This window comes from Pseudomonas idahonensis (assembly GCF_037903935.1).
GTDB lineage: Bacteria > Pseudomonadota > Gammaproteobacteria > Pseudomonadales > Pseudomonadaceae > Aquipseudomonas > Aquipseudomonas danubii.
Genome location: NZ_CP149586.1, coordinates 5261397 through 5282286, shown reverse-complemented (window position 1 = coordinate 5282286; position 20890 = coordinate 5261397). Strand labels below are relative to the sequence as shown.

The window sequence follows — 20890 nt, the reverse complement described above, 5'->3', positions numbered from 1 at the left end:
CTTGGCCTGGTAGAGAAAAATCCAGCGCAGATGCTAGCAGTGTCCGAGGGGCAAACGACATCATTAACTGCTAATTCAACGTGGCGCTCTGCGTGCCGCCGGTTCGCGCGGCTGGCCCTGGGGATGCTTGAGCGCCTAGACTGCGGCGGTCTTTCAGTTCAGGAACAGGCCGTGACTTCCCTCTTTTGGTACGACTACGAAACCACCGGCATCAATCCTCGCAGCGATCGCCCGTTACAAGTGGCCGGTATTCGCACCGATCTGGCGCTCAATGAGATCGACGAGCCGGTCAACCTCTACTGCCAGCCCAGCGACGATATCCTGCCGCACCCGGTGGCCTGCATGATCACTGGCATCACCCCGAGCCGTCTGGCGGCGCAGGGTTTGAGCGAGGCGGATTTCATGACCCGGGTGCACGGGCAACTGGCGCGCCCTGGGACTTGCGGCGTTGGCTACAACACCTTGCGTTTCGACGATGAAGTGACCCGCTACAGCCTGTACCGCAATTTCTTCGATCCCTATGCCCGTGAATGGCAGGGCGGCAACAGCCGCTGGGACCTGATCGATGTGGTGCGTACGGCCTACGCTCTGCGTCCCGAGGGGATCGTCTGGCCGCAGGAGCAGGGGCAGGTGACCCTCAAGCTGGAGCGCCTGACCGCTGCCAATGGTATCGACCACGGCCAGGCCCACGATGCACTGTCCGATGTCCGCGCCACCATTGCCTTGGCGCGTCTGATTCGCGACAAGCAACCCAAGCTCTATGACTGGCTGTTTCAACTGCGCAGCAAGCAGCGGGTGATGGATCAGATCCGCCTGCTGCAGCCTCTGGTGCATATTTCCGGGCGTTTCTCTGCGGCCCGGCACTACATCGGGGTGGTGCTGCCCCTGGCCTGGCACCCACGCAACCGCAATGCGCTGATCGTTTGTGATCTGCATCTGGATCCGCAGGGGCTGCTGGATCTGGATGCCGAAACCTTGCGTCAGCGTTTATATACGCGGCGCGAAGATCTTCTGGAGGGTGAGCTGCCAGTGCCGTTGAAACTCATCCATATCAATCGCTGCCCGGTAGTGGCGCCCTTGAATGTCTTGCGCGTGGAGGATCAACAACGGCTGCACTTGGACATGGAGCAGTACCAGCGCCGTGGCTTGCTTTTGACTGAAGCCCAGGAAGTTTGGCGGGATAAACTTTCGGTGATTTATGGCCCTGACGAGTTCGCGGCCAGCGAGGACCCGGAGCAACAGTTGTACGACGGCTTTATTGGTGATCGCGATCGGCGTTTGTGTGAGCAAGTGCGTGAGGCTGATCCGTTGCATTTGGCTCAGCAACAGTGGCCATTTGATGATGAGCGCTTGCCTGAATTGCTCTTTCGCTACCGTGCCCGCAACTTTCCAGAGACATTGGATAAAACTGAGCAAGAGCGTTGGCGCGGGTTCTGTCAGCAGCGTTTGCTTGACCCGAAACTCGGCGCGCCCAATACCCTGGAAAGTTTTGCTCAGGGACTTGAGCAATCGTTGTTAAGTGCTGATCCGAAGCAGCGCCAGGTGCTGGATGAGTGGCGCGAGCATGTTCGGGCCTTGGCTGGGCGCCTGGCTCTTTGAACGATGGCCCCGGCTCTGGAACAGGTTGCCGGGGCATAAAAAAACGCCAGCGGGCTGGCGTTTTTCAATCGGACTGCAGGAGCCCGGGCGCTCACTGGCAAGGCTTAGCCCAGCAGGGTTGCCCAGCCTTCAACCACATCGCCGCCCCACTTGGCTTTCCACTCTTTCAGAGTCTTGTGGTTGCCACCTTTGGTTTCGATGACTTCACCGTTGTGCGGGTTTTTGTACTGTTTAACTTTACGAGCACGCTTGGTGCCGGTGGTTTTTACTGCGGCGCGTGGTGCTTTAACTTTCGAGTCCGGATCCAGCAGGGCGATGATGTCGCGCAGGGACTTGGAGTACTCGCCCATCAGGCTGCGCAGTTTGCCTTCGAATTCCAGTTCGGTTTTCAGTTTGTCGTCTTGGGACAGGTTTTTCAAACGTGCTTGCAGTTCTTTAATGGCTTCTTCTGTAGCACGGTATTCGTTGATCAGGGACATGTGGACTACCTTATTGAGCGCTGAGTGGCTGGGTGACAATGTCGCAATAATAGTCAGAGAGTATGTGCAAGTAAACATAATACCGCTGTTTTATTTGTCTCTCTTAGTGTGTTTAGACGTAAAAATCATTTCGGTATTTAATAGGTCGAAGGGTTCAACTGCGCTATTCACAAACTAGTTGTGCGCTATTGGCAAGTGTCGGTATCTGTCGTTGCAGTGGCTGTGGATTAGGCGTTTCAAGCGGCGATTGCCAATCTAATCAAGGCCCGGCGCGCAATGGATACTGCAGTTTTTTCGCGCAGTGGCTAGAATGGCGACCTTTGCGAAGTTCTGGAGTTTCCCCCTCATGCGCACCTTTCGGTTGGTGATTTCTTGCCCTGACCGCGTTGGCATCGTTGCCAAAGTCAGTAACTTTCTGGCCTCCCATAACGGTTGGATCACCGAAGCGAGCCATCACTCGGACAACCTCAGTGGCTGGTTCTTCATGCGCCACGAGATTCGTGCCGATTCCCTGCCTTTTGGCCTGGAGGCTTTTCGCGAGGCATTTGCGCCGATCGCCGAAGAGTTCTCGATGGACTGGCGAATCACTGATACCGCCGAGAAAAAGCGTGTGGTGCTCATGGCCAGTCGCGAGTCCCATTGCCTGGCCGACTTGTTGCACCGCTGGCACAGCGATGAGCTGGACTGTGAGATCGTCTGTGTGATCTCCAACCACGATGACCTGCGCAGCATGGTCGAGTGGCACGGTATTCCTTATTACCACGTACCGGTCAATCCCCAGGACAAGGAGCCGGCTTTCGCCGAGGTCTCGCGTCTGGTCAAACAGCACGACGCCGAAGTGGTGGTGCTGGCGCGCTACATGCAAATCCTGCCGCCGGCGTTGTGCAGCGAATATGCGCACAAGGTGATCAACATCCACCACAGCTTCCTGCCGTCCTTCGTCGGTGCCAAGCCTTACCACCAGGCTTCTCTGCGTGGGGTGAAGCTGATTGGTGCCACCTGCCACTACGTCACCGAAGAGCTGGACGCCGGTCCGATCATCGAGCAGGACGTGGTACGGGTCAGCCACAGCGACAGCATCGAGGACATGGTGCGTTTCGGTCGTGATGTGGAGAAGATGGTCCTGGCCCGCGGCCTGCGCTACCACCTGGAAGACCGTGTGCTGGTGCACGGCAACAAGACCGTGGTGTTCTGATTGAAAAAAAACCAGGAGCGGGGGTTCAATATCCCGCTCCTGGTTCTGTAAATCAAGAGGTCAGCCCGATGACCGATCCACTGGATAAAGCCACTTCCCAGGCCCCCGCGACCCTCGGCGAGGGGTGCTTGAGCCGCTATGACCCCGATGAACTTGATGCCGATGACGGCACCGAGTTTCCGGGTGCCGCCCAACTGTGGGAACAGTTGCAGCAGGAGCTCGCGCCGCAACCGCAGTGAGTGGTTTGCCGGCAAGCCGGCTTCTATTTTAAAGCTTGGCAATCGGCTCCTCGCGTAGGAGCCGACTCGCCGGCGAAAGGGCCCTGAGGCCCGTCATCAAATCCTGAAACTGCCTACCAGATGCTTCAAGCGCGCTGCTTGCTGTTCCAGATCGGAGCAGGCCCGCAGTGTCGCCTGGAGGTTTTCCACGCCTTCCTGGTTCAGCGTATTGATTTCGGTGATGTCCATGTTGATGGACTCCACCACCGAAGTCTGTTCCTCGGTGGCGGTGGCCACCGACTGGTTCATGCCGTCGATTTCACCAATGCGCTGGGTCACGCTGTTCAGGCGTTCTCCGGCCTGGTTGGCGATCTCTACGCTGTCCTGGCTGTGACGCTGGCTGTTGCTCATGGTGCTCACCGACTCGCGGGCGCCCACTTGCAGTTCCTCGATCATGGTCTGTACCTGCTGCGCCGACTCTTGGGTGCGGTGCGCCAGGTTGCGCACTTCGTCGGCAACCACGGCAAATCCGCGGCCGGCCTCACCTGCACGGGCGGCTTCAATGGCGGCGTTGAGTGCCAGCAAGTTGGTCTGTTGGGAAATGCTGGTGATGACTTCGAGAATCTGCCCGATGTTCACGGTCTTGCTGTTCAGGGTCTCGATGTTGCTGCTGGAGGCGCTGATCATGTCCGACAGCTGGTTCATCGCCTGGATGCTGCGATCCACCACCTGCTGGCCGTCTTCAGCCAGGTTGCGGGCGTCGCTGGCCTGCTGCGAGGCCTGGGCGGCATTACGGGCGATTTCCTGGGCCGCGGCCCCTAGTTGATTGATGGCAGCAGCGACACTGTTGGTGCGACTGGCCTGCTCATCGGAGTTGAGCATCGATGAGTTGGAGGCGCTGACCACCCGCAGGGCTACTTCGTTGACATGTTCGGTGGCCGAGGAGACTTCGCGGATTGAACCGTGGATACGTTCGACAAAACGGTTGAAGGCGGTACCGAGGATGCCGAATTCGTCCTGGTTGTGGATGTTCAGGCGGCGGGTCAGGTCGCCTTCGCCATCGGCAATGTCTTGCATGGCGCGGGTCATCACATGCAGGGGCTGCATGAGCAGGCGAATCAGCAGGCCCAGCAGGGCGATGGTCAGGGCCACGGCGGTCAGGGTGGCGATCAGGGCCGAGGTACGGAATTCGCTGAGCATGGCGAAGGCCTTGTCCTTGTCCACCGACAGGCCGATGTACCAGTTCACCGAAGACAGGCCCTTGATCGGGGTGAAGGTGACGATGCGGGTTTTGCCGTCGACGCTGACCTCACTGAGCTCGCTGCTGATGCGCGGGGTGTCCTGGGGATAGACGTCCTTGAGATTCTTCATCACCAGGTTCTTGTCCGGGTGCACCAGGATCTTGCCGTCGGCGCTGATCAGGAAGGCGTAGCCCATGCCGTCGAAGTCCAGGGCATTGATGCTGTCGGCAATCACCTGCAGGCTGAGGTCGCCGCCCACTACACCAACACGCTGGCCGGCCTTGATCACGCTGTCGACAATGGAAATCACCAGTTGGCCGGAGGCCAGGTCGATATAGGGTTCGGTCAGGGCCGAGCCATTGGTGCTCTCCGCACTCTTGTACCAAGGACGTGCGCGAGGGTCGTAGCCGTCGGGCATCTTGCTGTTCGGGCGGATGATGAAGGTGCCATCCTTGTTACCCAGGTAAGCCCCCATGAAGGTTGAGCTCACGGACTTCTGTTCCAGCAGATTGCTGACATTGGTCGGGTCGGGGTTCAGCGCTACCGATTGCGAGATGTTCTCGATCAGCAAGGCGCGACCGGCGAGCCAGGTCTGAATATTTTTTGCCGTAACGTCGCCCATTTCCTGAAGATAGTTGTCCAGATCATCACGAATGGCGTTGCGTTGCAGGTAATCGTTGTAGAGCGTGAATAGCGCAAATGCAGCTATGACGATCAGCGAGGCGGCAAGCAGGATCTTGTGGCTGAAGCGCAGATTTTTGTTCATGGCTTGGTGTGTCCGCTAAGGTCTTTGAGTCCAGGGCATCGGGTTGGAAAAGCGCGCAGAATGGGCGGTGTTATAAGTAAGCTGATATCTCCATCTATCCCAAAGGAATTACCTGACCTTTATTTCAGATACTTCTGATCCATCATTTCTTCATATCGACCGTGTAAGGCCAAAGCTTAACCAGGGGTGACAAAATGCCTGATTCATCGCAACTCGTTATCGGTGCCGACCTTGGTGGTCAGCCGATCGCTCAGGCCATGCGCCTGGCCAACCGCCATGGCCTGGTGGCGGGCGCCACCGGCACTGGCAAGACTGTGACCTTGCAACGCCTGGCCGAGGCCTTCAGTGACGCCGGGGTGGCGGTGTTCGCCGCGGATATCAAAGGCGATTTGTGCGGGCTGGGGGCGGCGGGCAATCCACAGGGCAAGATCGCCGAACGGATCGCCGGCATGTCGTGGCTTGAGCATAAGCCTCAGGCGTATCCGGTAACGCTGTGGGATATCCAGGGCCAGTCCGGTCATCCCTTGCGCACCACCTTGAGCGAAATGGGCCCATTGTTGCTGGGCAGCCTGCTTGAACTCACCGACAGCCAGCAGTCTGCGCTGTATGCCGCGTTCAAGGTGGCGGACCGTGAAGGGCTTTTGTTGCTGGATTTGAAGGATCTAAAGGCGCTGCTCAATCACCTTAAGGACAACCCTCAACTGCTGGGAGATGACGCGGCGCTGATGACCACAGGTTCCAGTCAGGCGCTGTTGCGGCGCCTGGCGACCCTGGAGCAACAAGGGGCGGAAGCTCTGTTCGGTGAGCCAGCGTTGCAACTGGAAGATATTCTGCAACCGGCAGCCGATGGTCGTGGGCGGATTCATCTGCTCGATGCCAGCCGTCTGGTGCACGAGGCACCGAAAGTCTATGCGACCTTCCTTTTATGGCTGCTGGCTGAATTGTTCGAGCAACTGCCGGAACGCGGTGATGCGGACAAGCCTGTGCTGGCCCTGTTTTTCGATGAGGCCCACTTGCTGTTTGCGGGCACTCCCAAGGCTTTACAGGATCGACTGGAACAGGTGGTACGGCTGATTCGTTCCAAGGGGGTGGGGGTGTATTTCGTGACCCAATCGCCAGGGGATCTGCCGGACGATGTGCTGGCTCAACTGGGCTTGCGTATTCAGCATGGCTTGCGGGCGTTCACCGCCAAGGAGCAGAAGTCGTTGCGGGCTGTGGCCGATGGTTTCCGTCCAAACCCGGACTTTGACGCGCTGGCGGTGCTCACTGAGCTGGGTATCGGCGAGGCGCTGGTGGGTACTCTGCAAGACAAGGGCACGCCGGAGATGGTCCAGCGCGTGTTGGTGGCGCCTCCGCAATCGCGAGTCGGACCTTTGACCGAGGCTGAGCGCAAGGCCCTGATCGCCAGTTCGCCGTTACAGGGGCGTTATGACAAGCCTATCGATCGTGAGTCTGCCTATGAGGTGTTGATGGGGCGCAAGGACCTGGCACCTGAAGCGCAGGCGACGCCCGACAAGCCCGGCGCTGAAGAACCGAGCCTGGCTGATCGGGCGGGTGAGTTCCTCGGCACGGCGGCCGGGCAGGCGTTGAAGTCAGCCATGCGTCAGGCGGCCAATCAGTTGGGCCGGCAATTGGTCAGGGGGCTGATGGGGTCGTTGCTGGGTGGCAGCAAGCGGCGCTGAAGCCTGGCGTCTGGGTCAGCCCCGTGGTTTGGCGTGGCTGGCCAGGCGCTCCAGGGCGGCACGCAGATTGGGATCGGTGATGCCTTCTGCTGTGGCCTGGATGGTTTCGGCGGCGTTGTTCGACAGATCCATGGTGTGCCCCACTGCGCCCTGTTGGACCGTGGGTGGCTGGACCTTGAACAGGATGCGCGTGAGGTTGCTGAACTCGTTGAACTCCTGCAATTGGCGCTGCAGGCGTTTTTGCTGATAGCGCAGGCGCGTAGCCCAGTGGCCATCGGTGACGATCAGCAGCAAGTTGCCTTCTCGCCAGGAGGCGACGTGGCAATGTTCGCGAGCAGCCGGTTGCAACTGGCTCTCCAGCAGGCGCTGCAGATGTGCCAGGCGCTGGGCGTGGCCGAGTATGGCTTTGAGTGGCTTGGCTTCGCGAAGAAGAACGGCAGGCGCGCGTGCCGTAAGGGGGCGAAATGCCATGATCAGAAACCTGAAGTTACAGAGGCGCCATGGTAGCAGAAAGCGCCCGGGGCACCGCTTTCATTGCTTTTTCGTACTTTGACTACTTTCTGACGCTTTGCTGATCGTAATCATTAAGTTCTGTGGTCAATGGGCTTGAAGTTCGGCAAAAAGCCCTTATTTTAGGTGAGCCCCGTCACAGCGCTGTGCCAGCATCGTGGAATAACGCCACTTTCCTCACCATCGTTTCCGGGTAGAATGCTCGTTCGCATGCGGCCATGAGGGCTGCTCGGGCGACTCACGGGGCCGCCCTCCAACCCTATGTGTGGAAGATCCTGCCGATATGTTTGCGCCTTTGTTAAAGAAACTTTTTGGAAGCAAGAACGAGCGTGAAGTCAAACGCATGCTCAAGACGGTACAAATCGTCAATGCCTTCGAAGAGCAAATGGTGGCCCTTTCGGACGATCAATTGCGTGCCAAGACTGCCGAGTTCAAGGCCCGTATCGCCAAGGGTGAAACCCTCGACAAACTGCTTCCCGAAGCCTTCGCGGTCGCCCGTGAAGCCGGTAAGCGCGTCATGGGAATGCGTCACTTCGACGTGCAGTTGATCGGTGGCATGACCTTGCATGAAGGCAAGATCGCCGAGATGCGTACCGGTGAAGGCAAGACCCTGGTGGCAACCCTGGGCGTCTACCTCAACGCACTGTCCGGTAAGGGCGTGCACGTAGTGACGGTGAACGACTACCTGGCTCGCCGTGACGCCAACTGGATGCGTCCGCTTTATGAATTCCTCGGCCTGACTGTTGGCGTGGTCACGCCGTTCCAGCCGCCGGAAGAGAAGCGCGCCGCCTACGCCGCCGACATCACCTACGGCACCAACAACGAATTCGGTTTCGACTACTTGCGCGACAACATGGCTTTCAGCATGGAAGACAAGTTCCAGCGCGAGCTCAATTTTGCGGTGATCGACGAAGTCGACTCGATCCTTATCGACGAAGCCCGTACCCCGTTGATCATCTCTGGTCAGGCTGAAGACAGTTCCCGCCTGTACACCGAAATCAACAAGCTGATCCCGCGTCTCGAGCAGCACATCGAGGAAGTGGAAGGCCAGGTCACCAAGGCTGGTCACTTTACTGTCGACGAGAAGACCCGTCAGGTCGAACTCAACGAAGCCGGTCACCAGTTCATCGAAGAAATGCTGACCCAGGTCGGCCTGCTGGCGGAAGGCGAAAGCCTGTACTCGGCCCACAACCTGGGCTTGTTGACTCACGTCTATGCCGGCCTGCGTGCCCACAAGCTGTTCAATCGCAACGTCGAATACATCGTCCAGGATGGCCAAGTGGTCCTGGTGGACGAGCACACCGGCCGGACCATGCCGGGGCGTCGCCTGTCCGAAGGCCTGCACCAGGCCATCGAAGCCAAGGAAAACCTCAACATCCAGGCCGAGAGCCAGACCCTGGCCTCGACCACTTTCCAGAACTACTTCCGTCTGTACACCAAGCTGTCCGGCATGACCGGCACCGCCGACACCGAAGCCTTCGAGTTCCATCAGATCTACGGCCTGCAGGTGATGGTGATTCCGCCGAACAAGCCGCTGGCTCGTAAGGACTACAACGACCTGGTGTTCCTGACCGCGGACGAAAAATACGCCGCGATCATCAATGACATCAAGGAGTGCATGGCCCAGGGCCGTCCGGTACTGGTAGGTACTGCGACCATCGAAACTTCCGAGCACATGTCCAACCTGCTCAACAAGGAAGGCATCGAGCACAAGGTCCTGAACGCCAAGTTCCACGAGAAGGAAGCGGAAATCATCGCCCAGGCCGGTCGCCCGGGGGCCTTGACCATCGCCACCAACATGGCCGGTCGTGGTACCGACATCCTGCTGGGTGGTAACTGGGAAGTGGAGGTCGCCTCTCTGGAGAACCCGACGCCTGAGCAGATCGCCCAGATCAAGGCCGACTGGCAGAAGCGTCACCAGCAAGTGCTGGAGTCCGGTGGCCTGCAGGTAATCGCTTCCGAGCGTCACGAGTCGCGCCGTATCGACAACCAGCTGCGTGGTCGTGCCGGTCGTCAGGGTGACGCCGGTTCCAGCCGTTTCTACCTGTCCCTGGAAGACAGCCTGATGCGCATCTTTGCCTCTGACCGGGTGAAGAACTTCATGAAAGCGTTGGGCATGCAGTCCGGCGAGGCGATCGAGCACCGCATGGTGACCAACGCCATCGAGAAGGCTCAGCGCAAGGTGGAAGGCCGCAACTTCGACATCCGTAAGCAATTGCTGGAGTTCGACGACGTCAACAACGAGCAGCGTAAAGTGATCTATCACATGCGCAACACCTTGTTGGCTGCGGACAACATTGGCGAAACCATCGCCGATTTCCGCCAGGACGTGCTCAACGCCACCGTCAGCGCGCATATTCCGCCGCAATCGCTGCCCGAGCAGTGGGACGTGGCCGGTCTGGAAGAGTCGATCCAGAGCGGTTTCGGTGTAAGCCTGCCGATCCAGCAGTGGCTCGACGAAGACGATCACCTGTACGAAGAAACCCTGCGCGAGAAGCTGCTCAACGAGTTGATCGCCGCGTACAACGAGAAAGAAGACCAGGCCGGTGCCGAAGCGCTGCGTTCTTTCGAGAAGCAGATCGTACTGCGGGTGCTGGATGACTTGTGGAAAGACCACCTGTCCACCATGGACCACCTGCGCCACGGTATTCACCTGCGCGGTTATGCGCAGAAGAACCCGAAGCAGGAGTACAAGCGCGAGTCCTTCACCCTGTTCTCCGAGTTGCTGGATTCCATCAAGCGCGACTCGATCCGCGTCCTGTCCCATGTGCAGGTTCGTCGCGAAGATCCGGCCGAGGAAGAGGCACGCCTGCGTCAGGAAGCCGAGGCACTGGCTCAGCGCCTGCAGTTCGAACACGCCGAGGCTCCGGGTCTGGATCAGCCGCAAGCGCAGGAAGAAGGGGTGGATGTCGATGTCGCCCTGGCTACCGCGCCGGTGCGCAACGAACAGAAACTGGGACGCAACGAACTGTGCTACTGCGGTTCGGGCAAGAAGTACAAACACTGTCACGGCCAGATCAACTAAGATCCTCGCCAGACACTGAAACACCCGCGCCGTGACGGCATCCGCCGTCGCGGCGTTTTTCCATTTGCAACACCGTCTTTTGAGACGACGGTGCAGACACCTGATAAGAGGAGCGCATTCATGGCTGTTGGTCTTGGTCCTTTGCCTACGTTGCACCCGGTTGCCGGTTTTGAGCTCGGTATCGCTTCGGCCGGCATCAAGCGCCCCGGGCGCAAGGATGTGGTGGTCATGCGCTGTGCCGAAGGCTCCACCGTAGCCGGTGTGTTCACGCTCAACGCGTTCTGCGCCGCGCCGGTGATCCTGGCCAAGCAGCGTGTGCAGGGGGCGGTGCGTTATCTGCTGACCAACACCGGTAATGCCAACGCCGGTACCGGCGAGCTGGGCCTGGCTGCTGCCACCCGCACTTGCGCCAAGCTGGCGGAGCTGACCGGCGTCGATGCCAGCGCTGTGCTGCCGTACTCCACTGGGGTGATTGGCGAACCGCTGCCGGTAGAGAAAATCGAGGGGGCTCTGCAAGCCGCACTGGATGACCTGTCCGTGGACAACTGGGCGGCTGCGGCCACCGGGATCATGACCACTGACACCTTGCCCAAGGGCGCCAGCCGCCAGTTCCAGCACGATGGCGTGACCATCACCGTGACCGGTATCAGCAAGGGGGCGGGGATGATCCGTCCGAACATGGCCACCATGCTCGGCTACATTGCCACCGATGCCAAAGTCTCCCGGGAAGTGCTGCAGAACCTGTTGCTGGACGGTGCCAACAAGTCGTTCAACCGCATCACCATCGACGGCGATACCTCCACCAACGATTGCTGCATGCTGATCGCTACCGGTCAGGCCAAGCTGCCGGAAATCACTAAGGCCGAGGGCCCGCTGTTCGCTGCCCTGAAGCAGGCGGTGTTCGAGGTGTGCATGGACGTGGCCCAGGCCATCGTCCGTGATGGCGAAGGTGCAACCAAGTTCGTCACCGTTGAAGTCAACGGCGGTGGCACTCACCAGGAATGCCTGGACGTGGGCTACACCGTGGCTCACTCGCCGCTGATCAAGACCGCCCTGTTCGCCTCCGATCCGAACTGGGGCCGCATTCTCGCCGCCGTCGGCCGTGCTGGCGTAGCGGATCTGGATGTCAGCAAGATCGATGTGTTCCTCGGTGAAGTCTGCATTGCCAGCCGTGGTGCGCGTGCTGCCAGCTACACCGAGGCCCAGGGCGCGGCCGTGATGCAGCAGGAAGAAATCACCATTCGCATCGAATTGGGGCGTGGTGCGTGCAGCGAAACCATCTGGACCACTGATCTGTCTCACGAGTACGTGAAGATCAACGCGGAATACCGCACTTAAGCACCTCTCCGGCAACGCTGCTCCAGCCACTGTGGGAGCCGGCTTGCCGGCGAAGCGCGCATCTCAACGCCTGGTCCGTGAGGGCCAGGCCCAATGCCTGATCAGAGGAAACAGTGCGGTGAAACGAGTACATGTGGCTGCGGCCGTCATCCGGGATGCCAGCGGCAAGATCCTGATTGCCCGGCGTGCCGATACTCAGCATCAAGGTGGCCTGTGGGAGTTTCCCGGAGGCAAGGTCGAGGCTGGCGAAGCGGTACAAACCGCGCTGGCCCGCGAGCTGCAGGAAGAGTTGGGTATCGTCGTACAGACGGCGCGCCCGCTGATCAAGGTGCAGCACGATTACCCGGATAAACAGGTGTTGCTGGATGTCTGGGAGGTTTCGGCATTCAGCGGCGAGCCTCACGGCGCCGAAGGCCAGCCCCTGGCCTGGGTCAGCCCTCGTGAGCTGGCCGATTATGAATTCCCCGCGGCCAATCAGCCGATTGTCGCTGCAGCGCGTTTACCCGCTCACTACCTGATTACCCCAGAAGGTCTGGAAACTCCGACCTTGCTGCGAGGCATGCAGAAGGCCATTGCCCAGGGCAGCAAGCTGATTCAGTTGCGCGCCCCTGGTGGCTACGATCCGCAGTACCGCGATCTGGCGGTGGACGCAGTGGGCCTGTGTGCGGGCAAGGCGCAGTTGATGCTCAAGGGGCCTTTCGAGTGGCTGGGGGATTTCCCATCTGCCGGCTGGCACATTACTGCGGCGCAATTGCGCAAGTACGCCAGTGCCGGACGGCCTTTTGGCAAGGATCGCTGGTTGGCCGCCTCCTGCCATAACGCCGAGGAGCTGTCCCTGGCGCAGCAGATGGATGTGGATTTCGTGACCTTGTCCCCGGTGCAGCCGACCCAGACTCACCCCGATGCCCAACCCCTGGGCTGGGAGCAGGCGCAGCAGTTGCTCAGTGGTTTCAACAGGCCTGCCTATCTGCTGGGAGGCGTGGGGCCTGCCGAGTGCCAGCAAGCCTGGGAAGCCGGTGCTCAAGGTGTTGCCGGTATCCGTGCCTTCTGGCCCCAGGACTGAAGGCATCCTCTGTTGCAGTGCTGGCTAGCGGCTGTCTATGGAGCGGGCTTGCCAGCGCATCGTCGGCCGTTGCCCAAGGCCCGTGGTCCTGATCGCCGGCAAGCCCGCTCCTACGCGGAGGGTTTGGCGGCGGCCTGCCAGAGGATTTCGGCGATGCCCTGGCGCTTGGCAATCAGGCGCGCCGCGACAAACAGCAAGTCCGACAGGCGATTGATGTAGGCCAGTCCCACTCCCTGCAAGGGTTCCACGGCATTCAGGTGTTGGCAGCGACGCTCGGCGCTGCGAGCCAGGCTGCGGCAAACGTGGGCCTGGGCGATCAGTGACGAACCACCGGGCAGGATGAAGTTCTCCAGGGGGCCCAGCTCTTCATTCCAGACATCGATGGCCGTCTCAAGACGTTCCACCTCGGCCTCATTGAGGGCTTGATACACCGGCATTGCCAGTTCGCCCCCCAGATCGAACAGCCGGTGCTGACAGGGGGCCAATACCTCGATGATTTCCTTGAAGCCCTGGCAGGTATCAACCTGCTCTTCCAGGCCGGCCAGGAGCAGTCCCAACTGGCTGTTCAAGGTGTCGACCTCACCGATGGCTTCCACTCGAGGATGATCCTTGGCAACCCGGCGGCCGTCTCCGAGTCCGGTTTCGCCTTTGTCGCCGGTGCGGGTGTAAATCTTCGACAAGCGAAAACCCATGCTTAGTTCTCCAGTGGTAGGGGTTCTTGAATCTGGGGCTGGCTGCTGGCCAGGGGCAGGCGCAAGGTAAAGCAGGTGCCTTGGCCCCGGGTCGATTGCACTTCCATTTGCCCCTTGTGGTTGTTGGTGATGATGAAGTACGACACCGACAGTCCGAGTCCGGTGCCCTGGCCGATCTCCTTGGTGGTGAAGAAGGGCTCGAAGGTGCGTTTGCGCACGCTTTCGCTCATGCCGACGCCGTTGTCTTCCACCTGGATTTCCGCCCAGGGCGGATTCAGCTTGGTGCGCAGGATGATACGACCGGGTTCGCTGTCGTCCTCACGCTGGTGAATGGCCTGGGCGGCGTTCTTCAGCAGGTTGAGCAACACTTGCTCCAGCTCGTTGGCGGTGCCGGGCACGGGCCCCAGGTTCGGGTCGAACTGACGGATAATCGCCTGCCCCTTGAAGTCGAAGCCTATGGCCAGGTCAAAGTCATTGCTGGCGATTTCCACCGCTTGATCAATCAGTGCCGGCAGATCGCAGGGAGCCATCTGGCGATTGCTGCGCCGGCTGAAACTGAGCATGTGGGTGACGATCTTGGCGGCGCGGGCCCCGGCTTGTTGAATACCATCGAGCAACTGCGGCACTTCGCGGCTTTCCAGATAGTGGTTGACGGTTTGCAGTTCGACGCCGATCTGCTGCGCGTGTTCGAGGTTCTTGGGCAGATCGGGAGACAGCCGGCGACGAATGTTCTGCACGTTGTGCAGGATCGCTCCCAAAGGGTTGTTGATCTCGTGGGCCATGCCGGCCGCAAGACCACCCACCGACAGCATCTTCTCTGATTGCACCATCATTTCTTCCAGGGACAGGCGCTGGGTGATGTCGTCGATCCGAATCACCACGCCGCGACCGGCGCCGCCCATCAGTGGGTAGAAGGTCAGGGCGTAGTGCTTGGCTTCCTCATCCTTGAACCAGGTCACCCGCTCGACCTTGGTGACGGTGTGCTGCTCGACGGTTTCCTTGAGTTGCGGCAGGAACGGCTTGAGGGGTTCGAAGGCGAGGAAGATCGGCTGGTTCAGGGCTTCGTCCAGGCGGGTGCCGGACAGGGCGCTGGCCTCCTGGTTCCATTGGGTGACGTACAACTGCTCATCCAGGGCGATCAGCGCCGAGGGCATGGAGTCGATGATGCTGTTGAGGTAGTTCTGGAAGCCGGTGAGTTTCTTCTCGATCTTGCTGCGCACCTGGACTTCCAGTTCCAGCTTGCGGTTGGTATGGCGGGTTTCCTCCGCCAGCCCCTGGGCCTGATCGTAGGCGGCCTGGGAGTCGTCCCGGGCACGCTTGAGCTGTTGTTCCCGGGCTTCGATGCGCGACAGCATGGTGTTGAAGGCTTCCGCCAGGCTGCCGATTTCATCGTGGTTGCCTCGGGAGGCGCGCAGGGAGTAGTTCTCTTCGCGAGTCACCTGGCGCGAAAGCACCTCGAGCTGGTGAATGGGCTGGGTGATCAGGCGCTTGATCTGCCGGGCGATGATCAGCCACAGCAACACGCTGAAAATCAGGATCCCCAGGCTTGCGGTGAGGGTGCCCGTGTAGAACGCCATCGGCAGTTCGCTGGTGGCCACCAGCAGCAGATGGCCAGGCGCCTGGCCCGGGCGGGGCAGGGCAATCACTTGGTTGCTGCGAAACTCGGTCAGTTGCCAGGCTTCGATGTGTCGGTAACGTTCGGGCAGCTTGAGGTGTTCACCGTGTTGCAGTTGGGCCAGGCGCATGCCCTTGCCGTCATAGAGAGCGGCCGCCCGCAGGGGGGTATAGCTGTCCAGCTCGCTGAGCAGCTTTTGCGCATCCTCGGGAGAGTTCAGGGCCTGTGCCGCCAGGGCCGGGTTGGACACCAGCCGACCGATGGTCTGTAGCGCCTGGGGCGCCATGCTTTCCTGGGATATCCAGTAAGCGGCGCTGATAAAGGTCAGGTTGGCGACCAGCAGCACGGTGGTCAGCAGGACAAGCAGGGCAGCCAGGAGCTTTTGGCCCACGGGCAGGTTTTCAAGACGCTGGCGCAATGGCATCGGCTGTATCGCTGGAAATGAGCAAGTGGGCAGCGTAGCCGCTGCTCAGTCGCTGGGCAATCCGAGTAAACGCAGGTGACTCACCAGGCGTTGCTGCAACTGTTGCAGATGAGGCAGTTGCAAGCGGTGACGGGCGGCGGCCTGGCAGGCGTAGCCCAGTAAATAGCTGATTTCGGTCCGCCGTTGACTGGCCACATCCTGATGCATCGAGGAGTAGTTGGCAGCGGTGGCCTGGATGACCCGCTCCACCTCCTGCTGCAGGTTCTGCGCCGCAGTAGGTTGGCCGCAGCATTGCAGCAACTCGCTCAGCTCGGCGCACAAGGTTGCCACTTCGCATTGGTGTTGCTGCAGGCCGCCGTTGCGACAGTCGTGCAGCACCGTCAAAGGATTGATCGCACAATTGAGCGCCAGCTTGCGCCAGAGTCGGGTCAGTATCTGGGTGCTCCATTCGTGGGGGATGCCACTGCTGCTCAACTCATCCAGCCAGATCGGCGGGGTAGGGTGGCCTGAGTCGCCCAGCCAGGTGTAGCCATGGCCGGCGAAGACTACTCGCCAGTCACCGTCGCGAAATGCGCCTTCGGTGCTGGAGGCGGCGATGCAGCGCGCTTGGGGCACTCTGGCGGCCACTGCGTCCTGGCTGCCCAGGCCATTTTGCAGCAGGATCAATTCGGCTCCCTGGGCCAGGCGGGGGGCGATGCTTGCTACCGCGGCTTCGGCGTCGTAGGCCTTGCACGCCAGCAGCAGGCGATGGATGGGGGCGGTGCTATCGCAGGTTTCCCCGGGTATGGCCTGCAAGCTGCTTTGGCCCTGCTCCACCAGGGTCAGGCCGCCTGCCGCCTGATAGGCCTGCAGGCGTGACTGATCGCGCAGGATCAGGCGCACGGGCAAGCCGGCGCGGGCCAGGCGGGTGGCCCATAAGGTGCCGAGGCTGCCGGCGCCGAGAACATGCCAGGTCGTGGACATCAAGTTTTCGCTCTGTTTCGCAGCCCCGCAAAGGGCGCGCGGTGAAGGAGTGGAAAGACCCGTTATAATGAGCGCGGATTTTAACCGCAAGCCGGGCGTGTTCGATGTTTTGAACAGCGCCCCTTTTTATTTGGAGAGAGTACATGCCGTCGTTTGACGTGGTATCCGAACTGGACAAGCACGAAGTCACCAACGCGGTGGAAAACGCCGTCAAGGAACTGGATCGCCGCTATGACCTCAAGGGCAAGGGCAGCTTCGAGTTCAAGGACAAGGAACTGACCGTCAACCTGACCGCCGAAGCTGAATTCCAGCTCGAGGCCATGATCGAGATCCTCAAGCTGGCCCTGGTCAAGCGCAAGATCGACGTCCAGTGCCTGGAGGTCAAGGACGCTTTTGCCTCGGGCAAGGTGATGAAGCAGGAAGCCGTATTAAAGGAAGGCATCGATAAAGAGCTGGCGAAGAAGATCGTCGCCCATATCAAGGATGCCAAGCTGAAAGTGCAGGCGGCGATTCAAGGCGAGCAGGTACGGGTTACCGGCAAGAAGCGCGACGACCTGCAAGAGGCCATCGCTGCTCTGCGTGCCAAGGAATTCGGCATGCCGCTGCAGTTCAACAACTTCCGCGACTGACCCACTTCTCCGGGAACCTCTAGAGCTTTTTGGCGTCCGAGGCCGGAGCAATGGCAGAAACGATTGAGCTCCAGGTGAGCCGGTCGTTCTGCCGGTCAGTCATGCACGCCGCAACCCCGGGAATCTGGAGAGATAGATGGATTTGAACGCTGAAGTAGACAACCTGGTCCGGGCTTCCCAAGCCTGGATTCCCATGATCATGGAATACGGCAGCCGGGTGCTGCTGGCGGTAATCACCCTGGCCATCGGCTGGTGGCTGATCAACAAACTGACTCATAAAGTGGGCAAGTTGCTGGCGCTGCGCAATGCCGACCTGGCGTTGCAGGGTTTTATCAGCAGCTTGGCCAACATCATTCTCAAAGTGCTGCTGGTCGTCAGCGTGGCCTCGATGATTGGTGTCGAAACCACCTCTTTCGTCGCCGCGATCGGTGCTGCCGGTCTGGCCATCGGCCTGGCCTTGCAAGGCAGCCTGGCGAACTTCGCCGGCGGGGTGCTGATCCTGCTGTTCCGCCCATTTCGTATTGGCGACTTCATTGAGGCCCAGGGCATCAGCGGTAGCGTGGACAGCATTCAGATCTTCCACACCGTGTTGCGTACCGGTGACAACAAGACGGTGATCGTGCCTAACGGCAACCTGTCCAACGGCATTATTACCAACTACAACCGTCAGCCGACCCGCAAGGTGGTGTTCGACGTGGGTGTGGACTACGACGCGGATCTGCAGAAAGCCCGCGAGGTGCTGCTGGAGTTGGCGAAAGACGAACGTGTGCTGGCCGATCCTGCACCGGTAGCTGTGGTGTCCACTCTTGGAGACAGCGCGATTACTCTGTCGCTGCGGGTTTGGGTCAAGACTGAGGACTACTGGGACGTAATGTTCCAGTTCAATGAACTGTCCCGTGATCGCTTGAAGGCAGCGGGAATCGATATTCCCTTCCCGCAGCGAGTGATTCGTGTGGTTCAGGAAGCCGCAGTGTAGTAAGTCAGTTTCAAAAGTTGGCCGTACAGTCAACTAATGCTGTTCAAGACAAGGGGCTATCGGCCCCTTGTTTGTTTTTGAGGTTCCACCAAGAGCTAGTAGTGGGGGCAGATTTTGCAGACTGTTATATAGCAACTGTCGTTGATCACTATGTTAGTTAGCTTGCTATTTTATTTTGTCTTCCGCCTGATACTTTTAATGATCAAAAAAAAGCCGCCGCCCTGATTAGGGGCGGCGGCTTCTATAGATATTGCGTGTTAGCGCAATCTGCTGGGCAGCGTTATTACAAGATGCTCAGCGGGTACTCTACGATGATACGAACGTCGTTGTTATCTGCGGTGTAATCAGTGTTGTAAGCACCGTTTGCACGGTACACAGCACTACGCAGGCGGAACGACAGGTCTTTGGCTGGACCTTCTTGCATCACGTACTTGGTTTCGAAGTTGAACTCGTTTTCCTTGCCTTCGGTGTTCGACGAAGTGGTGATGTTGTCACCCTTCACGTAACGGGCCATGAAGCTCAGGCCAGGAACACCCAGAGTCGCCATGTTCAGGTCGTAGCGAGCCTGCCAGGAGCGCTCGTCTTCGCCGATGAAGTCGGAGATCTGGATGGAGTTGGCCACAAAGATAGTGCCGTTGCCGTCAACACCGTACTGGTAGTTGGTATCACCAGTAGAGCGTTGGTGGGCGATGGTGAATTTGTTCGGGCCGATGCTGTAGGCTGCTGCCAGGCTCCACAGTTTGTTGTCCAGCTTGCCGTACAGTTTCTTGCCATCGTCCGTGGTGCGATAGCCGTTGAAGTCGAGGTTCAGCGACTGGCTATCGGCGATCGGGAAGGTGTAGTTCAGGTTGATGTACTGCTTCTTGAAGTAGTCATCGACCTTGGACGTTGCCACGCCACCGACGAAGTTATCGGTGAACTGGTAGGTAGCGCCAGCGAAGTCAGCGGCAGTCAGGCCTGGGTTTTTCAGGCCGGTTTTGCTGCTACGACCGTTGATGCTGTCGTTGTACTGACCGGTCTGCGAACGCAGGGCGGTGAAGTGACCCGCATTCAGCTCCAGGCCTTTGATCTCGTTACTGGTGATCAAGGTACCGGTGGCGACTTCTGGCAGGAGACGGCTGTCGTCGGTGGAGAATACTGGGCTGGCAACCATTTGATTACCGTACTTGAGTACGGTATCGGAGATGCGGAACTTGACTGCGCCACCTACAGCGGACGAGTCTTTTTCAGGCTCGCCCAGGCGATTGTTGGCTGCCATGCCGTTACCGGAACGACCAGCACCACCATCCAGCTTGATCACACCCATGGCGAAAGCGTCAACGCCTACACCTACGGTGCCTTGAGTGAAGCCGGAATTGTACTGCAGCAGTTCACTCAGGCCGGTGTCTTGGCGATAGCCGCTTTTGAAAGTGCCATCGCTACGCTCACGGTTACCTGCACCGTTCTTGAAGTCACGGTTCATGTACTCAAGACGGGTTTTCGCGGTCAGGGTGCTGTCTTCGATAAAGCCCTTTGCGTCGTCCTGGGAGGACGCGATTGCGAACTGCGAGGTGCCTGCTGATACAGCCAGGGCGATCATGCTCCACTTCATCACGCGCATCGTGATTTGCTCCTTTGGTTTTAGAAGAGTACTGCCGTCCCACCTGTTTTATTATCTGGGCGGCTCTTTCTTTTTGTGTCGGCGCAAACTTATATCACGCTGACAATGTTGGCGATACTTGCCTATCTATCCTTTCAGCTTCTTTACGACCCTGTCGCAAATTGCTCGATTGGTGTCGCAATTCTGCAGCCAGTCTGTATCCGGACCAACAACTTATGCAGTGTTCTTCGAAGCAATATCACGAGGAATTGAGCCCCCCATGTACACACTCTACAAAGCACCGCGGGGCAACCCTGCCACTATTATTATGAGTCTGTGACGGGCCACTTCGGGTGGTCCGCCGCAGACAATGTCGGGTTGAATGCAACAAGCGTGCACAAACCGATTTTGCCCCGTATTTTTTCTGCTGGGCGGCATGCTGACCTGTAAAAACCGCATAAAATCGCTCTTCCAAGCGTCTTTTTGTTTGGCTTGACGCCATGCTCTTCCTGGTGCAGGGCTGTGCAATAAGTTGCACAGCGTGCCAAAACGTTACCGCCGCACACTGCAAAGTGAGTAGACGGCGGATGCTTGAGGATTCCAGCGTAGACCGTCTGTACGATTCTGGTGCAAAACTTTTGCAACGCTGTGCACGGTTCATACAGTCATGGGCAAGTAGGGTGAGGAACATCAATGGCTTGGCCAGTCACTTTTCGGGTGTTTCCTGTGCCTTGTACGCAAATGGTGCGAAGCGCCGGAAAGTGTCCTGCTGTGGGGCGTGGCTCTTGCATTGAGGTGGCTCCTTGCCAAGTGGTGCGGGGGCGCTATCCGGGCTCAGGCTCATTGATCATGAAGCCCGATGCATTCGCAGGTATGCTGCGCGTCTGTCGCCTGGC

At 59.2% G+C, this 20890-nt stretch carries 16 protein-coding genes and 1 pseudogene; 9 read left to right on the top strand and 8 right to left on the bottom strand.

Annotation, left to right across the window (positions count from 1 at the left end; translation table 11 throughout):
• The first annotated feature begins 171 nt into the window (after positions 1-171).
• Complete coding sequence (sbcB, locus tag WIN67_RS23765) at positions 172-1599, top strand: exodeoxyribonuclease I (RefSeq protein WP_110594884.1); 1428 nt, start codon at positions 172-174, stop codon at positions 1597-1599.
• Between the two features lie 104 nt (positions 1600-1703).
• Here the strand turns inward: sbcB and mvaT are convergent, their stop codons facing one another.
• The gene (gene mvaT / locus WIN67_RS23760) at positions 1704-2078 is read right to left on the bottom strand and encodes a histone-like nucleoid-structuring protein MvaT (RefSeq protein WP_102860539.1); all 375 of its coding nucleotides are present in this window, start codon (positions 2076-2078) and stop codon (positions 1704-1706) included.
• 346 nt (positions 2079-2424) lie between these two features.
• On the opposite strand from mvaT, the gene purU reads away from it, so the two are divergent.
• Positions 2425-3273: a formyltetrahydrofolate deformylase gene (gene purU, locus WIN67_RS23755; RefSeq protein WP_102880993.1), complete on the top strand. Its 849-nt coding sequence runs from the start codon at positions 2425-2427 to the stop codon at positions 3271-3273.
• 68 nt (positions 3274-3341) lie between these two features.
• Positions 3342-3512 carry a hypothetical protein gene (locus WIN67_RS23750; protein ID WP_180988429.1) on the top strand — a complete coding sequence of 57 codons (171 nt, stop codon included), beginning with the start codon at positions 3342-3344 and terminating at the stop codon, positions 3510-3512.
• 96 nt (positions 3513-3608) lie between these two features.
• Here WIN67_RS23750 and WIN67_RS31210 read toward each other — a convergent pair whose 3' ends face one another.
• Complete coding sequence (locus WIN67_RS31210) at positions 3609-4373, bottom strand: methyl-accepting chemotaxis protein (protein WP_371826169.1); 765 nt, start codon at positions 4371-4373, stop codon at positions 3609-3611.
• A 93-nt stretch (positions 4374-4466) separates the two neighbouring features.
• Positions 4467-5498 (bottom strand): annotated as a pseudogene (locus tag WIN67_RS31205) (HAMP domain-containing protein); the annotation flags it as partial.
• A gap of 194 nt (positions 5499-5692) precedes the next feature.
• Here WIN67_RS31205 and WIN67_RS23740 point away from each other — a divergent pair.
• Entirely contained in the window at positions 5693-7180 is a 1488-nt protein-coding gene (locus WIN67_RS23740; RefSeq protein WP_213665862.1) for a helicase HerA-like domain-containing protein, read from the top strand.
• A gap of 15 nt (positions 7181-7195) precedes the next feature.
• On the opposite strand, the gene WIN67_RS23735 is transcribed toward WIN67_RS23740, so the two are convergent.
• Complete coding sequence (locus tag WIN67_RS23735) at positions 7196-7651, bottom strand: DUF721 domain-containing protein (protein ID WP_339070111.1); 456 nt, start codon at positions 7649-7651, stop codon at positions 7196-7198.
• Positions 7652-7973: 322 nt separating this feature from the next.
• On the opposite strand from WIN67_RS23735, the gene secA reads away from it, so the two are divergent.
• The 3 genes from secA (at position 7974) to WIN67_RS23720 (ending at position 13116) form a co-directional block, all read left to right on the top strand.
• On the top strand, positions 7974-10715 hold the full coding sequence (gene secA / locus WIN67_RS23730; protein ID WP_102860544.1) for a preprotein translocase subunit SecA: 2742 nt from the start codon (positions 7974-7976) through the stop codon (positions 10713-10715).
• Positions 10716-10835: 120 nt separating this feature from the next.
• On the top strand, positions 10836-12053 hold the full coding sequence (argJ, locus tag WIN67_RS23725; RefSeq protein ID WP_339070110.1) for a bifunctional glutamate N-acetyltransferase/amino-acid acetyltransferase ArgJ: 1218 nt from the start codon (positions 10836-10838) through the stop codon (positions 12051-12053).
• 118 nt (positions 12054-12171) lie between these two features.
• Entirely contained in the window at positions 12172-13116 is a 945-nt protein-coding gene (locus WIN67_RS23720) for a Nudix family hydrolase (RefSeq protein ID WP_110594881.1), read from the top strand.
• A 110-nt stretch (positions 13117-13226) separates the two neighbouring features.
• On the opposite strand, the gene WIN67_RS23715 is transcribed toward WIN67_RS23720, so the two are convergent.
• Genes WIN67_RS23715 through WIN67_RS23705 form a run of 3 tightly spaced genes read right to left on the bottom strand, consistent with a single transcriptional unit; the run spans position 13227 to position 16810 of the window.
• Complete coding sequence (locus tag WIN67_RS23715; protein ID WP_339070109.1) at positions 13227-13808, bottom strand: cob(I)yrinic acid a,c-diamide adenosyltransferase; 582 nt, start codon at positions 13806-13808, stop codon at positions 13227-13229.
• Between the two features lie 2 nt (positions 13809-13810).
• Positions 13811-15847 carry a sensor histidine kinase gene (locus WIN67_RS23710; protein ID WP_102860548.1) on the bottom strand — a complete coding sequence of 679 codons (2037 nt, stop codon included), beginning with the start codon at positions 15845-15847 and terminating at the stop codon, positions 13811-13813.
• 45 nt (positions 15848-15892) lie between these two features.
• On the bottom strand, positions 15893-16810 hold the full coding sequence (locus tag WIN67_RS23705) for a putative 2-dehydropantoate 2-reductase (RefSeq protein WP_102860549.1): 918 nt from the start codon (positions 16808-16810) through the stop codon (positions 15893-15895).
• Positions 16811-16953: 143 nt separating this feature from the next.
• Between WIN67_RS23705 and WIN67_RS23700 the strand changes: the two genes are divergently transcribed.
• Complete coding sequence (locus tag WIN67_RS23700) at positions 16954-17439, top strand: YajQ family cyclic di-GMP-binding protein (RefSeq protein WP_102860550.1); 486 nt, start codon at positions 16954-16956, stop codon at positions 17437-17439.
• Positions 17440-17575: 136 nt separating this feature from the next.
• A complete protein-coding gene (locus tag WIN67_RS23695; protein WP_339070108.1) occupies positions 17576-18415 on the top strand; it encodes a mechanosensitive ion channel family protein in 840 nt (279 codons plus the stop codon).
• 283 nt (positions 18416-18698) lie between these two features.
• Here WIN67_RS23695 and WIN67_RS23690 read toward each other — a convergent pair whose 3' ends face one another.
• Positions 18699-20015 carry an OprD family porin gene (locus WIN67_RS23690; protein WP_273923006.1) on the bottom strand — a complete coding sequence of 439 codons (1317 nt, stop codon included), beginning with the start codon at positions 20013-20015 and terminating at the stop codon, positions 18699-18701.
• Positions 20016-20890 lie beyond the last annotated feature (875 nt).

Coding starts and splice junctions, on each gene's coding strand:
- WIN67_RS23710 (WP_102860548.1), bottom strand. CDS start 15,847: ATGCCATTGCGCCAGCGTCTTGAAAACCTGCCCGTGGGCCAAAAGCTC.
- WIN67_RS23735 (WP_339070111.1), bottom strand. CDS start 7,651: ATGGCATTTCGCCCCCTTACGGCACGCGCGCCTGCCGTTCTTCTTCGC.
- WIN67_RS31210 (WP_371826169.1), bottom strand. CDS start 4,373: ATGCTCAACTCCGATGAGCAGGCCAGTCGCACCAACAGTGTCGCTGCT.
- WIN67_RS23695 (WP_339070108.1), top strand. CDS start 17,576: ATGGATTTGAACGCTGAAGTAGACAACCTGGTCCGGGCTTCCCAAGCC.
- WIN67_RS23705 (WP_102860549.1), bottom strand. CDS start 16,810: ATGTCCACGACCTGGCATGTTCTCGGCGCCGGCAGCCTCGGCACCTTA.
- mvaT (WP_102860539.1), bottom strand. CDS start 2,078: ATGTCCCTGATCAACGAATACCGTGCTACAGAAGAAGCCATTAAAGAA.
- WIN67_RS23715 (WP_339070109.1), bottom strand. CDS start 13,808: ATGGGTTTTCGCTTGTCGAAGATTTACACCCGCACCGGCGACAAAGGC.
- secA (WP_102860544.1), top strand. CDS start 7,974: ATGTTTGCGCCTTTGTTAAAGAAACTTTTTGGAAGCAAGAACGAGCGT.
- purU (WP_102880993.1), top strand. CDS start 2,425: ATGCGCACCTTTCGGTTGGTGATTTCTTGCCCTGACCGCGTTGGCATC.
- WIN67_RS23740 (WP_213665862.1), top strand. CDS start 5,693: ATGCCTGATTCATCGCAACTCGTTATCGGTGCCGACCTTGGTGGTCAG.
- argJ (WP_339070110.1), top strand. CDS start 10,836: ATGGCTGTTGGTCTTGGTCCTTTGCCTACGTTGCACCCGGTTGCCGGT.
- WIN67_RS23690 (WP_273923006.1), bottom strand. CDS start 20,015: ATGCGCGTGATGAAGTGGAGCATGATCGCCCTGGCTGTATCAGCAGGC.
- WIN67_RS23750 (WP_180988429.1), top strand. CDS start 3,342: ATGACCGATCCACTGGATAAAGCCACTTCCCAGGCCCCCGCGACCCTC.
- WIN67_RS23700 (WP_102860550.1), top strand. CDS start 16,954: ATGCCGTCGTTTGACGTGGTATCCGAACTGGACAAGCACGAAGTCACC.